The organism is Amycolatopsis sp. NPDC114504 (genome assembly GCF_055633595.1).
Genome location: NZ_JBVKDU010000007.1, coordinates 439,362 through 455,408, shown reverse-complemented (window position 1 = coordinate 455,408; position 16,047 = coordinate 439,362). Strand labels below are relative to the sequence as shown.

Genomic DNA, 16,047 nt, shown 5'->3' with positions numbered 1-16,047 from the left:
TCCGCTCCTGGTTTTCGGTCACGTCAAGAGATTCCGAGTTCTCGGTCGATCGCCGCGAACATCTCGTCGTCGGTCGCCGTGTCGAGCTCGATGCCGTCGTCGTCTTCTGGGGCGTCTTCGCCGGCGTCGTCCCACTTCCACAGCAGCTTCCGCAGCCGGGCGATGACCAGCTCGGGGGGAAGGGCGGCCAGCGCGGCCTCGATCCGGTCGAGCTCGTCGTCCGCGGTCTCCCCGGTGAAGAGCCCTTCGAGCAGGTGCTTCGCGACGGCGGCCGGGGTCGGGTAGTCGAAGACCAGCGTGGCGGGCAGCTTCAGCCCGGTCGCCGCGCTGAGCCGGTTGCGCAGGTCGAGCGCGGTCAGGGAGTCGAATCCGAGCTCCTTCAACGTCTGCGTGGGCCGGACGGCGTCGCGGCCGGGGAAGCCGAGCACGGTGGCGGCCTCGCCGCGGACCAGGTCGAGCACGACCCGCTCGCGTTCGTTTTCCGACGCCGCCCGCAACCGCTTCGCCAGCTCGCCGTCACTGTCCACAGAGGACTCCTGCTGCGCCTCCGGCAGCTCCCGCAGCAGGGGGCGCTGCCGCGACGCGGTGTAGAGCGGGGTGAACTTCGCCCAGTCGATGTCGGCGACGACGCCGGTCGGGCTACCGGTGTCGACCGACGGCTGGATCGCGGTGACGGCCAGCTCGGGCCGCATCATCGGGACGCCCCGCCGTTCGAGCTGCGCGCCGACGTTCTCGTCGACCATGCCGCCGCCCGCCCAGGCACCCCAGGCGATCGACGTCGCCGGGACCCCGCGGTCGCGGCGCTGGTGGGCGAGCGCGTCCAGGAAGGCGTTCGCGGCGGCGTACCCCGCCTGGCCCGCGTTGCCCCAGACCCCGGCGCCGGAGGAGAACAGGACGAACGCGTCGACGTCTCCGCACAGCTCGTCGAGGTTGCGCGCGCCCCGGACCTTGGCTTCGGCCAGCTCGGCGAAGTCGGCCAGGGTCAGGGCCGTGATCGGCCGTTCGACGTCCACTGCGCCCGCGGTGTGGACCACGGCGTTGACCGGCGGCAGCTCTTCCAGGAGTTCGCGCAGTGCGTCGCGGTCCGAGACGTCGCAGGCGGCGACCGTCACCTTGGCGCCGAGTGCGGACAGCTCGCCCGCGAGCTCCGCGGCACCGGGCGCACCTTCGCCCTGGCGGCTCACGAGCACCAGGTGCTCGGCGCCGTTCGCGGCGAGCCAGCGGGCGACCTGCCCGCCGAGCGCGCCGGTACCGCCGGTGACCAGCGCCGTGCCGTGCGGCCGCCAGCGGACGGGCGGGGACGTCGCGGCGCGGACCAGCCGCCGGGCGAACAGCCCGGACGGCCGCAGCGCGACCTGGTCCTCGCCGTCGCGGCCGGTGAGCACGGCCGCGAACCGGCCGGCGGTCGAGGCGTCGGGGACGGACGGCAGGTCGACGAGGCCACCCCAGCGGTCGGGGTGGTCGAGCCCGAGGATCCCGCCGAGACCCCAGGCCATCGCCTGGGCGGCGTTCACCAGGGGCTCGCCGGGGCCGGTCGAGACGGCGCCGCGGGTCGCGAACCACAGCGGGGCCGCGATCCCGGCGTCGGCCAGCGCCTGGGTGAGCAGGACGTTGCCGGCGAGCCCGGCGGTGAGCACGGGGTGCGCGGCGTGCGGCTCGTCGTCCAGCGCCAGTAGGGAGACGACGCCGGTCGGCGGCGCTTCGACGGCCAGCAGCTCCGCCAGCTCCTCACGGTCCTCCGTGGACACTTCGAGCAGCCGCACGTCCGGGCCGAGCAGGTCCCGGAAGTCGTGGCCGGCGGGCACCACGGCGAGCCAGCCGGCGTCGAGCGTGGCGGCCCGCGGGGTGGTCACGGGGCTCCACCGGACCTCGTAGCGCAGTTCGTCCACAGTGGATCGGACGACCGGGGCCGCGGCCTTCGGTTCGAGCCAGAACCGCTGACGCTGGAACGGATAGGTGGGCAGCGCGACCGTGCGCTTGACCGGGTGGAGGACCGCCCAGTCGACGTCGTGGCCGTGCGCCCACAGCTGGGAGAGGGAGGTCAGGAACCGGCGAAGGTCACCCGCGTTGCGGCGCAGGGTGCCGACGACGGCGGCCGCTTCCCCGGTCTCGTCGAGGGTCTCCTCGATCCCGCCGCCGAGCACCGGGTGCGGGCTGACCTCGACGAAGAACCGGTGCCCGGTTTCGATGAGCGTCTTCGTGGCGTCGTGGAACCGCACCGGCTGCCGCAGGTTGCGGTACCAGTACCCGGCGTCGAGCGTTCCGGTATCCACCGGGGTGCCGGTGACGCCGGAGATGTACGTGATCGCCGAGGTGCGGGGCCGGACCGGCGCGAGGACCTCGCGCAGCTCGGCCTCGATCGCCTCGACCGCGGCCGAGTGCGAGGCGTAGTCCACCGGGACCCGGCGGACCCGCAGCTCGCGGGCCTCGGCGTCGAGCACGAACGCGTCCAGTGCGTCGACCTCACCGGAGACGACGACCGAGCCGGGCCCGTTCACCGCGGCGACGCAGATCCGGCCGTCGTACGGCTCCAACAGCGGAGCGACATCGGCCTCCGGGGCGGCGACCCACGCCATCCCGCCGCGTCCCGCGAGCCCGGCCGCGATCGCCCTGCTGCGCAGCGCCACCACCCTGGCACCGTCCTCGAGGGACAGTCCACCCGCGACGACGGCGGCCGCGATTTCCCCTTGCGAGTGCCCGACGACCGCGTCCGGTTCGACGCCGTGCGCGCGCCAGAGCGCCGCGAGAGACACCATCACCGCCCACGACGCCGGTTGCACGACGTCGACCCGTTCGAGGGCGTCCGCGTCGCTCAGGACCTCGGTCAGCGACCAGTCCACGTGCGGAGCCAGCGCGGCGGCACACTCCGCGATCCGCTCGGCGAAGACCGGCTCGTCGAGCAGGCCGACCGCCATGCCCGCCCACTGCGCACCCTGGCCGGGGAAGACGAAGACGGTCTCGCCCGCGGTCGCGGTGTTCACAGGTCCGCCCGCGGCCAGCTCGCGCAGCCCGGCCCTCAGCTCGTCCCGGTCGCCGACGACGGCGGCCCGGTACTCGAACGCCGACCGCGTGCTGACCAGGGACCAGCCGACCTCGGCGACGCCGTGCTCGGTCTCCGCCAGCGCTGCCGCCTGTTCACGGACGGCCGCCTCGGACCGGGCCGACAGAACCCACGAACCCACGGTGTCCGGCAAGGCCTCCACCGGCGCCGCTTCGGGCGCCTGTTCCAGGATCACGTGCGCGTTGGTGCCGCTGATGCCGAACGCCGACACGCCCGCACGCCGCGGGGCGCCGGTCTCCGGCCACGCCCGGTCCTCGGCCGCCAGCTCGACTACGCCGGACGACCAGTCGACCTCCGCGGTCGGTTCGTCGAGGTGCAGCGTCTTCGGCAGCTGCCCGTGGCGCATCGCCTCGACCATCTTGATCACGCCGGCGACGCCGGACGCGGTCTGGGTGTGCCCGAGGTTCGACTTCAGCGAGCCGACGAGCAACGGCCGTTCGCGGTCCGGCCCGTACGCGGCGATCAAAGCCTGGGCTTCGATCGGGTCGCCCAGCGGGGTCCCGGTGCCGTGCGCTTCGACGACGTCCACTTCGGACGGTCGCAGGCCCGCGCCGGCCAGTGCGGCGCGGATGACCCGCTGCTGCGACCCGCCGTTCGGGGCGGTCAGGCCGTTGGACGCGCCGTCGGAGTTGATCGCCGACCCGCGCAGCACCGCGAGCACCGGGTGCCCGTGGCGGCGCGCGTCGGACAGCCGCTCGACCAGCAGGACGCCGACGCCCTCGGCGAGGGCGAACCCGTCGGCGGCGGCGGCGAACGGCTTGCAGCGGCCGTCGGGCGCGAGGCCGCGCTGGCGGCTGAAGCCGAGGAACTGGCTCGGCGTCGACATCACCATCGACGCGCCGGCGAGCGCCATCGAGCACTCGCCGGAGCGCAGCGACTGCGCCGCGAGGTGCAGCGCCACCAGCGACGACGAGCACGCCGTGTCGACCGTGACAGCCGGGCCCTCCAGGCCGAGGACGTAGGCGATCCGGCCGGAGGCGACGCTGGACACCGCGCCGGTGACCAGGTAGTCCTCGCCCTCGGTGCCGCCCGAGCCGTACGCCTGGTCGGTCATGCCGACGAAGACACCGGCCGGGGTGCCGTGCAGCGCGGCCGGGTCGATCCCGGCGCGCTCGAACACCTCCCAGCAGACCTCCAGGAGCAGCCGCTGCTGCGGGTCCATCGCGACGGCTTCGCGCGGCGAGATCCCGAAGAACGCCGGGTCGAACCGGGTGGCGTCGGCGAGGAACCCGCCGTGACGGGCGTAGGTGGTGCCGGGCCGGCTCGCGTCGGCGTCGTAGAGCGAGCCGAGGTCCCAGCCGCGGTCGGCGGGCAGCCCGGAGATCGCGTCGACGCCGTCGGTCAGCAACGTCCACAGCTGTTCTGGCGTGGTGACGCCGCCGGGGAAGCGGCAGCCCATCGCGACGATGGCGATCGGGTCGTCGTCGGCCGCCGCGACCGGGACCGGCGTGGCGTCCACAGTGGACTCCGGGGCGACCTCGGCGAGGAGGTGCTCGGTCAGCAGCGCGGCGGTCGGGTGGTCGAACACGAGGGTGCTCGGCAGTTTCAGCCCGGTCGCCGCGCTCAGCCGGTTGCGCAGCTCGACGGCGGTGAGCGAGTCGAACCCGAGGTCCTTGAACGCGCGCCGGACGTCGACGTTCTCCGGGCTCGAGTGCCCGAGCGCGGCCGCGACCTGCTGGCGGACCACAGTGGACACGAACTTTTCGCGCTCCGGCCCGGTGAACGCGGCGAGCTGATCACCCCAGCCCGACGTTTCCGCGGACTGTTCGCGGAGCTGCTTGACCGCGGGCTGTTCGGCGAGCAGCGGGCTCGGCCGGACGGCGGTGAAGACGTCGGCGAACACCGGCCAGTCGATCTCGGCCAGCGCGACGAACGCCTCGTCGTGGTCCAGCGCCTGCCCGAGGCCGGCCAGGGCGGGCTCGGGCTCGATGACCGGGACGCCGCGGCGCGCGAGGACGTCGTGCAGGGTTTCGGCGATCATGCCGCCACCCGCCCAGGGACCCCAGGCGATCGACAGCGCGGTCCGGCCGAGCGCCCGGCGGCGCAGGGCGAGTGCGTCGAGGTAGGCGTTCGACGCGGCGTAGGCGGCGTGGTCGGCGACGCCCCAGACGCCGGAGATCGAGGAGAAGAGGACGAAGGCGTCCAGCTCGCGGTCGCCGAGGAGATCGTCGAGGTGCCGCGCGCCGAGCACCTTGGCCCGCAGGACCTCGGCGATCGCGGCCGGGTCGGTGTCATCGAGCGGGGCGAGCGTGCCGACGCCCGCCGCGTGGACGACGGTCCGGAGGTCGTCGAGGCCGTCGACCAGCTCCCGGAGGGCGTGCGCGTCGGTGACGTCGCAGACCACGACGCTCACCCGGGCGCCCAGCTCGGCCACGTCCGCGTCGCGGCGGCCGGTCAGGACGACGTGCTCGGCTCCGCGCTCGATGAGCCACCGGGCGAGGTGCCTGCCCAGCGCACCTGTGCCGCCGGTGACCAGGGCCGTGCCGCCGGTCTCCCAGGTCCGGGCCGGGGTCTTCCCGCGTACCGACGCGGGGACCAGCCGGCGGGCGAACACCCCGGACGGCCGGATGGCCACCTGGTCTTCGTCGCCGGTCAGCACGGCGGCCAGCTTTTCGAGGGTTTCGGCGTCTGGCGTTTCCGGCAGATCGATCAGCCCGCCCCAGCGGCCGGGGTGTTCCAGCGCCGCCACCCGGCCGAGGCCCCAGACCGCGGCCTGCGCCGGGTCCGGCGCGGGGTCGGTGTCGAGTGCGACCGCGCCGCTGGTCAGGCACCACAGCGGCGCGTCGATCCCGGCGTCGCCAAGCGCTTGGACCAGCATGGCCGCGCTGGTGACGGCGTGGATCGGGTCGTCGGAGGTGGTCAGCGCGAGGACGCCGTCGGGCGTCAGTCCGGTCAGCCGCTCGGCGAGGGTGGTGCGGTCGTCGTCCGCGGTGACGAGCACCTCGACGCCGAACCCGGTGAGCGCGCCCGCGGTGGGCGTGAGCACGAGCCAGGTGCCGGTGAGCGGGGTGGCGGGCGGCTCGGGCAGCGCGCGCCAGGCGATGCGGTGGCGCCAGGTGTCCAGGTCGGCTTGGTGTCGCCAGCGGGTCAACGCGAGCCGTGCGTCGCGCCAGGGCGTGTCGTCGGCGAGGTCGAGGGTGTCGAGCGCGGTCCAGAACCCGCTGTCGTCGTCGGACTTGGTCGCCGGTTCGAGCCAGAAACGCTGCCGCTGGAAGGGATACGTCGGCAGGCTCACCGTGCGCCGGCTCGGGTAGAGCCCCGACCAGTCGACGTCGTGACCGTGCGCCCACAGCTGGGCCGCGGACAGCAGGAACCGGCGGAGGCCGCCTTCGCCGCGACGCAGTGTGCCGACGACGGCCGCCTCTTCGAGGGTCTCCTGGAGCCCGCCGCCGAGCACGGGGTGCGGGCTGACCTCGACGAAGAACCGGTGCCCGCGCTCGGCGAGGACGTCGGCGGTGTCGCGGAACCGCACCGCCTGACGCAGGTTGCGGTACCAATAGCCGGCGTCCAGGGTCACGGTGTCGACCGGCTCGGCGGTCACGGTCGAGTAGAAGGGAATGTCGCCCGTGCGCGGCCGGATCGGAGCCAGGACCTCGCGCAGTTCGGCTTCGATCGCCTCCACGTGTGCCGAGTGCGACGCGTAGTCCACCGGGATCAGCCGGGCGCGGACGCCGTCGCTCTCGCAGCGTGCGACCAGTTCCTGCAGGGCGGCGGGATCGCCGCACACGACGGTCGACGACGGGCTGTTGAACGCCGCGATCGAGATCCGGTCGTCGAGCAGGGCTTCGACGCGTCCGGCGTCCAGCGCGATCGAGGCCATTCCGCCCTTGCCCGCCAGCCCGGCCGCGATCGCCTTGCTGCGCAACGCGACCACGCGGGCACCGTCCTCAAGGGACAGTCCACCCGCGACGACGGCCGCGGCGATCTCGCCCTGGGAGTGGCCGACGACCGCGTCCGGCGTGACGCCGTACGACTGCCACAGTGCCGCGAGCGACACCATCACCGCCCACGACATCGGCTGGACCACGTCGACCCGGTCCAACGCGCCTTCGCGGAGGACGTCGAAAGGCGACCAGTCGACAAAGGACTCGAGCGCCGTCGCACAGGCGGCGAACCGGGCCGCGAAGACCGGTGACTCGTCGAGTAATGCGGCCGCCATGCCGACCCATTGGGCGCCCTGGCCGGGGAACACGAAGACCGTGCGTCCGATCGGACCGGTGACGCCGGTGACCACGGAGGCTCCCGGGGTCCGTGCGGCGATCTCGTCCAAGCCCTGGAGAAGGTCGGCGCGTTCGCCGACCACCACGGCCCGGTGCTCGAACGCGGTGCGCGTCGACGCGAGGGACCAGCCGACGTCGGCGACGCCGTGCTCCGTCTCGGCCAGCTCCGACGCCCGGTCCGCGACCGCGGCTTCCGTGCGTCCGGACAGCACCCAGACGCCCAGTCCGTCCTCTTCGGACACCTCGGGCGCGGATTCCGGGGCCTGTTCGACGATGACGTGCGCATTGGTGCCGCTGATGCCGAACGAGGACACCCCGGCTCGGCGGGGTGCGCCGGTCTCCGGCCACGACTGCTCGGCCGAGGCGAGGGTCACGGCGCCGGCGGACCAGTCCACCTTCGGGCTGGGTTCGTCGGCGTGCAGGGTCCGCGGCACGACGCCGTGACGCAAGGCCTGGACCATCTTGATCACGCCGCCGATGCCCGCCGCGGCCTGCGTGTGGCCGAGGTTCGACTTCAGCGAGCCGAGCAGCAGCGGCCGTTCGCGGTCCTGGCCGTAGGTGGCGATCAGCGCCTGTGCCTCGATCGGGTCGCCGAGCGGGGTCCCGGTGCCGTGCGCTTCGACGACGTCCACTTCGGACGGTGTGAGTCCGGCGTCGGCGAGCGCGGCGCGGATCACGCGTTGCTGGGACGGGCCGTTCGGGGCGGTGAGGCCGTTGGACGCGCCGTCGGAGTTGACCGCCGTGCCGCGCACGACGGCGAGCACGGGGTGGCCGAGCCGCCGGGCGTCGGACAGGCGCTCGACCAGCACGACGCCGGCGCCCTCGGCCCAGCCCGTGCCGTCCGCGTCGGCCGAGAAGGCGCGGCAGCGGCCGTCGCGGGAGAGGCCGCGCTGGCGGCTGAACTCGACGAGCATCCCGGGGCTGGCCAGCACGGCCGCGCCGCCGGCGACCGCCAGCGTGCACTCCCCCGCGAGCAGCGCGCGCACGGCGAGGTGCAGCGCGACCAGCGAGGACGAGCACGCGGTGTCGACGGTCAGCGCCGGGCCCTCCAGGCCGAGGACGTAGGCGATCCGGCCCGACGCGACGCTGCCGGTGGTGCCGGTGAGCAGGTGCCCGTCGAAGCCCTCGCCGCCTTCGAACAGGCGCGGGCCGTACTCGGACGTCGTCGCGCCGACGTAGACGCCGGTGCGGCTGCCCTTCAGCGACGCCGGGTCGATGCCCGCGTGCTCGAACGCCTCCCACGTGGTCTCCAGCAGCAACCGCTGCTGCGGGTCCATGGCGAGGGCTTCGCGCGGGGAGATCCCGAAGAAGTCCGCGTCGAACCCGGCGACGTCGGCGAGGAAGCCGCCGTGGCGCGCGTAGGACTTGCCCGCTTTGCCCGGGTTGGCGTCGTAGAGGTTGTCGAGGTCCCAGCCGCGGTCGGTGGGCAGGCCGCCGATGACGTCCCGGCCGTCGGCGACGAGCTGCCACAGCTCGTCCGCCGACCGCACGCCGCCGGGGTACCGGCAGCTCATCGCGACGATCGCGATGGGCTCGTCGACGGGGGCCGCGACGGCCGGTTCGCTCGCGGTCGGGTCGGCGCGCAGCGCCGCGGCGAGGCGGGCGGGGGTGGGGTGGTCGAAGACCGAGGTGGCGGGTAGTTTCCGGTCGGTCGCGGCGGAGAGGCGGGTGATGAGCTCGACGCCGATGATCGAGTCGAAGCCGAGGTCCTTGAACGACGTCGTGGGGTCGATGGCGTCCGGGCCGGGGTGGCCGAGGACCAGGGCCGTGTGGGCGCGGACGGTCTCGAGGAGGTCCTGCGGGTGTGCCTCCGGGCCCCGGTTTCCAGCGTAGCGGTGGGTACCGACAGTTTCGGCGGAACCGTTGGGGCCCGCGGTGTCGGTGGTGGCGGCGGAGCTAGCGGTGTCGGCGGAGCTGTTGGCGCCAGCGGTGTCGGTCGTGTCGGCGGGGTCGGCGGAGCCGCTGGAGCTAGCGGTGTCGGCGGAGCCGTTGGCGCCAGCGGCGTCGTTGGAGCCGGCGGCGTCGTTGGAGCCGGCGGAGCCGTTGGAGCCGGCGGAGCCGTTGGACCTAGCGGTGTCGGTCGTGTCGGCGGGGTCGGCGGGGTCGGCGGAGCCGCCGGAGCCAGCGGTGTCGGCGGAGCCGTTGGAGACAACGGTGTCGGCGGTATCGGCGGAGCCGTTGGAGCCGGCGGCGAGCCAGAAGCGCTCGCGCTGGAAGGCGTACGTTGGCAAGTCGACCGGGCCGCCGCTGGAGAACGTCGCCGTCCAGTCGACTCCGCCGCCTCGGGTCCACAGCTCCGCGACCGACCTCGCGAAGCGCGCGGGGCCGCCGTCGCCTCGGCGGAGCGTGCCGACCGCCGCGGCCGGGCGGTCGTGGTCGGCCGCCGTTGCCAGGATGCCGCCTACCAGTACCGGGTGGGGGCTTACCTCGGCGAACACGCCGATCCCCGCGTCCAAGGCGGCTCGGATCGCCGGGGCGAACAGCACCGGCTGCCGCAGGTTGGCGAACCAGTGGCCGGCGTCGAGTCGTTCCGTGTCTAGCAGGCCGCCCGCGGTCGAGGAGTAGAACGGCATGCGCGTTGCTCGCGGCCGGATTCCGGCGATCAAATGCAGCAGCTCGTCCTTGAGCGGCTCGGCCTGCGCGGAATGCGACGCGTACGCGATCGCGATCCGGCGGCAGCGCACCTCGCGCGCGGTCAGCTCCGCCTGCAGCTCGTCGAGAGCGTCGAGGTCGCCCGACACCGCCGTCGTCGCCGGGCCGTTGACCGCGCCCACCGACAGGCGGCCGGGGTACGCCGCGAGGAGTTCGGTGACGGCCGCTGCCGGCAGGTCGACCGACAGCATGCCGCCGTTGCCCGCCATCCGTTCGGCCAGCAGCTTCGCCCGGAGCGCGACGATCCGCGCCGCGTCGTCCAGGGACAGCGCGCCCGCGACGACGGCGGCCGCCAGTTCGCCCTGGCTGTGTCCGAGTACGGCGGCGGGTTCGACCCCGTGCGCCCGCCACTCGGCGGCCAAGGACACCGCGACCGACCAGAACACCGGCTGCAAGACGTCGGTGCGGTCGAGCGAAGGCGCACCCGGAAACTGGTGGAGGACATCGATTACGTCCCAGTCGAGGTGCGGCGCGAGCGCGTCGCGGCACTCGGCCAGTCGCGCGGCGAACACCGGCGACCCCTCGAGCAACTCGGCGGCCATTCCGGCCCACTGGCCGCCCTGGCCGGGGAAGACGAAGACGACGCGGTCGTCGCTCGTGGCGGTGACGCCCTGGGTGACGCCCATGCCGTCCGCGATCGCGCGCAGGGCGTCCCGGCTGTCGGCGACCGCGCGGTGCTCGAACGCCGTGCGGCGGTTCGCCAGCGACCACCCGATGTCCACAGGGGACAGTTCCGGGTGGTCGTCCACATGGGACAAGAGCGCGGTGGCCTGGGCCTGGAGGGCCGCAGCGGTGCGGGCCGAGAGCAGCCACGGCGCCGCGGTATCCGTTGTCGAGCGGGGTGCGACGGGGTCGGCCGACTCCAGCACGACGTGGGCGTTGGTCCCGCCCATGCCGAACGAGCTGACGCCGGCGATCCGGCGGCCGGACCACTCGGCGTTCTCCGTCACGACGTGGAGGTTCAGCTCGTCGAGGGGGATCGCCGGGTTCGGCGTCGCGAAGTTGAGGCTCGCGGGCAGCGTCGCGTGGCGCAGCGCGAGCAACGCCTTGAGCAGCCCGGCGATGCCCGCCGCGCCCTCCAGGTGCCCGATGACCGTCTTGACCGACCCGACCGGCAGCGGCTCGGCGCGGCCGGCGGCGAAGACCTCGCCCAGCGCGGCCGCCTCGATCGGGTCGCCGACCCTGGTCCCGGTCCCGTGCAGCTCGACATAGCCGACGGCGGACGGCTCGATCCCGGCGTCGGCGTGGGCGCCGCGCACGACCGCGGCCTGGGCCCGGGCGTCCGGGACGGTCAGGCCGTCGCCGGCACCGTCGTTGTTGACCGCGGTGCCGCGGATGACGCCGAGGATCTCGTCGCCGTCGGCCCGGGCGCGCGAGAGCGTCTTGAGGACGACGAGCCCGCCGCCCTCGCCGCGCACGAAACCGTTGGCGCGGGCGTCGAAGGTGAAGCACTCGCCGTCCGGGGAAAGCCCGCCGAAGCGAGCCGTGGTGACGGCGTTGCCCGGCGAGAAGATCAGGTTGACCCCGCCGGCCAGCGCGACCGGGCACTCGCCGCGGCGCAGGCTCTGCACCGCCAGGTGGACGGCGACGAGCGAGGACGACTGCCCGGAGTCGATCGTGAAGCTCGGGCCGTGCGCGCCGAGCAGGTGGGAGACGCGGTTGCCGAGCAGGCTGCGGTGGACGCCGGTGATGGTGTGGTGGGTGATCGCCGCGGGGTCACTCGCGTGCACGAGCGCGGCGTAGTCGTCCCACATCGCGCCGACGAACACGCCCGCGGCGCTTCCGCCGAGGCTCGCGGGCACGATCCCCGCGTGTTCCAGGGCCTCCCACGCGAGCTCCAGTACCAGCCGCTGCTGCGGGTCCATCGCGGTGGCCTCGCGCGGCGAGATGCCGAAGAACGCGGCGTCGAAGCGGTCGACGTCGTCGAGGAACCCGCCTCGGCGGACCCCGGTCGCCGCGGCGTCCCACCGGCCGGCGGGGACGTCGGTGATGGCACTGCGGCCTTCGGTCAGCAGCCGCCAGAAGGCGGCGGGCCCGGCCGCGCCCGGGAGGCGGCAGGACAGCCCGACCACGGCGACCGGCTCGCCCGGAGTGCTCGCAAAACCCGTCATCTCACGCTCCATCGGCGGGCGGCTTCCTTCCTGTGGCGACTGCTCGGCATCCACGGCAACACAGGCGCGACAACGCTGTCCACGGCGGACAGGTCAGGTCTAGTGCGGTGCCTAGAGGACTCAGGAGGTCCAGCTGACGGGAAGGGCGTGCACCCCGTAGTGCAGCATGTCGTCGCGCAGCGGGACCTGTTCCTGAGGCACGGCCAGCCGCAGCGTGGGGAAGCGCATGAAGAGCGCTTCGAACCCCACCTGCATGGTGAACCGCGCCAGGTGCTGGCCGATGCACTGGTGCACGCCGTGGCCGAACGCGACGTGGCCCTGGGTCACCCGGCCGATGTCGAGCCGGTCCGGGTCCGGGAAGCGCCCGGGGTCACGGTTGGCCGCCGGGAGCGCGACGACCACCGTCTCGCCCGCGCGGATCACCCGCTCCCCCAGCTCGACGTCTTCCAGCGCCGCCCGGCTCGCGCCGAGGTGCGAGACCGTCAGGTAACGCAGCAGTTCTTCGACGGCGTTGGGCCACAACGCGGGCTCGGCCCGCAGCCGCTCGAGCTGGTCGCGGTGCTCGAACAGCGCGAAAGTGCCCAGCGCCAGCATGTTCGTCGTCGTGTCGAACCCGCCGCCGACGAGCGCCCAGGCCAGGTTCACCAGCTCCGGCCGGTCGAGCTCGCCGGTGCGGGCCAGCTCGCCGAGCATGTCCTCGCCCGGGTTCTCGAACGCCGCGTCGACGAGCCGTTCCAGCGTGCCGCCGACGACGGTGATCGCGGCGATCAGCTCTTCCAGCGAGTACCGCATCCGGGCCACGACGTTGAGGTGGTGCAGCAGTTCCTCGCGGTCCGCCTCCGGGACGCCGACCAGCTCGCACATCAGCCGGGTGGCCAGCGGCTCGGCGTAGGCGGTGACCAGCTCGGCTTCCGTGCCCCGCGCCGCCATCGCGTCCAGCAGCTCGCCGGCGATCCGCTCCGCGGCGGGCACCAGCTCTCTCGTGCGCCGCACGGTGAAGTACTTGGCGATCAGCTTCCGGTACCGCGCGTGGTCCGCGCCGTCCATCTTCGGGAACGCGCCGGGCGCGGCCGGTTCGGGCTCGTAGGTGTCCATCGGGAACGGCGGGGGCACGGCGAGCGCGACGAGGTCGTTGCGGTGGCTGAACCGGGCGTCGGCCAGCACCGCGCGGACGTCGGACAGCTTGGTCACCAGCCAGCCGGTGGCCGGGCCGGGACTGACGTCGAACGCCAGCGGGCTGATCCCCGGCCGGGCCCGGTACTCGTCGGGCGGGTCGAACGGGCAGCTCCGCTTGACGGGCAACGGCGACGGCTCGGTCACTTCCGGCTCCCTCCGGCCGGGCGCACGGCGGCGGCCCTGGCCTCGATCTCGTCGGCGGCGCGGGCGGCCCCGCCCGCGGCGTGCACCTCGCGCCGCATGAGCCCGACGCGCCGGCGCACGGCATCGTCGCGGTCGACGGCGAGCACGGTGTCCCGGATCAGCCCGGCGGTCACGGTCTCCTTGTCCAGCGACGCACCCAGGCCGAGCCGCCGGATCTGCCGCGCGTTGATGTGCTGCTCGGGGTGGTGCGGCACGGCGATCACCGGGACGCCGAAGGACAGCGCCTCCATCAGGCTGCCCATCCCGCCCTGGCACAGGAACACCGAGCAGTGCGGCAGGACGTCGCCGTGCGCGACCCAGCGATGAGCCTCCACATTGGACGGAAGCCGTCCCAGCGTCGCCGGGTCCACGCGCTTGCCGAGGGTGAGCACCACCTGCCACGGCACGTCCGCGAACGCCTCGGCGCAGGTGCGGAAGAACTCCGGCCGGTCGTTGACGGTCGTGCCCAGGGTGATCAGCACGACCGGCCGCCCGTCGGCGGGCGGCCGCCACGACGCCGCGTCCGGCCCGGCCGACGGTCCCACGAAGGCGAATCGCTCGTCGAAGGTCTCACCCGCCGGCTGGAAGGCCCGCGGCAGGAACACCAGCGTGAACTCGTCGCCGCCGGTGAAGAACTCCTCCAGCGTCAGGTCCCCGAGGCCGTGGGCGGCCAGGTGCTCGCCCAGCCTCGTGACGAACCGGGCGATCGCCGGGTGGGCCGGGTCGACCGCCTCGCCGTAGGTCTGGTTCTCCTTCGTCAACGAGAAGTGCTCGTTCGACGCCACGGTGGCCGAGAGCTGCACGGCTGGCAGCGCGTGCTTGCGGGCCAGCAGCCGGCCCGGCGCCCACAGCGTCGTGTCGTAGACGAGCAGATCCGGCGCGGGCAGGCGTTCCACGGCGGGCAGCACGGCCATGCTCTGCTCGAGCAGGTGCAACGGCGCCCGGGCGGCCTCGTCGGCGTTCGTGATGTCCGGCTGCGCGGTGGAGAGGTCGCAGCCGTAGTCCGCGGCGCGGGCGCCGGTCGCGGCGACCCGGTCGGCGAACTCGCCGGAGGTGAAGCAGGTGACCTGGTGGCCGCGGCGCACGAGCTCGGCGACCACCGGCAGCGCCGGCGTCATGTGGCCGTAGGCGGGATAGGGCAGGAAGGTGATGTCGGGCATGACCGGCTCCTACGCGGCCGGCAACGGTTCCGCGGGCCGGCGCTTGTACCGCTCGATCAGCGTCAGCGCGGGCGAGGTGGCCACGGTGGTCACCAGCGTCATGACCACCAGCATCGCGAACATCGTCGGGCTGATCACCTTGAGGTCGAGGCCGATGTTCAGCACCGCCAGCTCGGTGAGCCCGCGGCAGTTCATCAACGCGCCCAGCGACCACGCGTCCCGCCTGCCGATGCCGGACAGCCGCGCGGCGGCCAGGCTGCCGCCCCACTTGCCCAGCATCGCCACGACGACGATCAGCAGGCACCAGAGCCACAGCGTCGGGTCGGTGCCGATCAGGTCGAACTTCGTGCGGAGTCCCGTGTAGACGAAGAACAGCGGCAGCAGCAGCGTGACGGTCAGCGCGTGCATCTGGTCGGTGGCCTGGCGGATCGGCAGCGAACCGCGCGGCGTCACGGCACCGAAGAGGAACGCGCCGAAGATCGGGTGGATGCCGATCGCGTTGGTGGCCAGCGCGGACAGCAGCAGCCCGGCGAGCAGGACGGACACCACCGCCGTCGTCGGCAGCGCCTTCTGGCCCTGCTCGGTGGGCGCGAACAGCCGGCGCAGCAGCGGGCGCACGACGAACAGCATCAGCGCGAAGAACGCGATCGTGAGCCCCACGGTCACCAGGGTGGCGGCCATGGAGGTCGCGCTCGCGATGGCGACGACGAGCGCCAGCAGGCACCACGCGGTGATGTCGTCGACGGCGGCGCAGCTCAGCGCCAGCGCGGCGATCGGCAGCTTCGTCATCTTGCGGTCGGTGATGATCCGCGCCAGCACCGGGAACGCCGTGATGCTCATCGAGATCGCGAGGAACAGGGCGAACGGCAGCCGCGCGACGCCGGCGCCAAGGGTCGGGTGGAGGACGAACGCGAGCACCACCCCGGACAGGAACGGGATCGCGACGCTGACGTGGCTCACCAGCACCGCGGCCTTGCTGCGGCGGCGGACCAGCTCGACGTCGAGCTCGTAGCCGACCAGGAACATGAAGATGACCAGGCCGATCTGGGCGAACGTGTTGATCGTCGAGGCCAGGAAGTCGGGGAAGATCCAGTGGTAGGCCGCGGGCCACACCCAGCCGAGGAACGACGGCCCGAGCAGGATCCCGGCGAAGATCTCGCCGATCACCGTCGGCTGCGCCAGCCGCTTCGCGAGCGCGGAAAGCAGCCGGCAGGCCAGGAAGATCACCGGCAGCGCGAACAGCAGCTTGGCGACCGGGTCGGCCGCGCCGCCGGTGTGCCCGGTCGGCGCGTGGCCGTCACCGCCCCCGGTGCGCAGCAGGAAGAACGCGGCCGCGACCGGGAGGACCACCATGGCCAGGTAGGAGATCCACGTCCGGCCCTTCGGGGTGGCCTCGGGCGCGGGTGACTCGGTGGTGCGCTCGTCGAGCGATGACATGACGGGTCTCTCCGATCGGACGCAGCCGGTCGTGAGTGGGAAACAGG

Annotated in this window: 4 protein-coding genes; all 4 read right to left on the bottom strand. The window is 73.7% G+C overall.

Annotation, left to right across the window (positions count from 1 at the left end; genetic code table 11):
* Positions 1-23 precede the first annotated feature (23 nt).
* Positions 24-12,044, bottom strand: a complete 12,021-nt coding sequence (locus tag ACZ7PG_RS48855) for a type I polyketide synthase (RefSeq protein WP_470246080.1) — start codon at positions 12,042-12,044, stop codon at positions 24-26.
* A gap of 120 nt (positions 12,045-12,164) precedes the next feature.
* Entirely contained in the window at positions 12,165-13,364 is a 1,200-nt protein-coding gene (locus ACZ7PG_RS48850) for a cytochrome P450 (RefSeq protein WP_470246079.1), read from the bottom strand.
* Entirely contained in the window at positions 13,361-14,563 is a 1,203-nt protein-coding gene (locus ACZ7PG_RS48845) for a macrolide family glycosyltransferase (protein WP_470246078.1), read from the bottom strand. The genes ACZ7PG_RS48850 and ACZ7PG_RS48845 overlap by 4 nt, the downstream gene beginning before the upstream one ends.
* A 9-nt stretch (positions 14,564-14,572) precedes the next feature.
* On the bottom strand, positions 14,573-16,000 hold the full coding sequence (locus ACZ7PG_RS48840; protein WP_470246077.1) for a cation:proton antiporter domain-containing protein: 1,428 nt from the start codon (positions 15,998-16,000) through the stop codon (positions 14,573-14,575).
* Between the last annotated feature and the right edge of the window lie 47 nt (positions 16,001-16,047).

What these genes read in the sequence shown, in the direction of transcription:
- ACZ7PG_RS48855 (WP_470246080.1), bottom strand. Translation starts at nt 12,044, where the DNA reads ATGACGGGTTTTGCGAGCACTCCGGGCGAGCCGGTCGCCGTGGTCGGG.
- ACZ7PG_RS48845 (WP_470246078.1), bottom strand. Translation starts at nt 14,563, where the DNA reads ATGCCCGACATCACCTTCCTGCCCTATCCCGCCTACGGCCACATGACG.
- ACZ7PG_RS48840 (WP_470246077.1), bottom strand. Translation starts at nt 16,000, where the DNA reads ATGTCATCGCTCGACGAGCGCACCACCGAGTCACCCGCGCCCGAGGCC.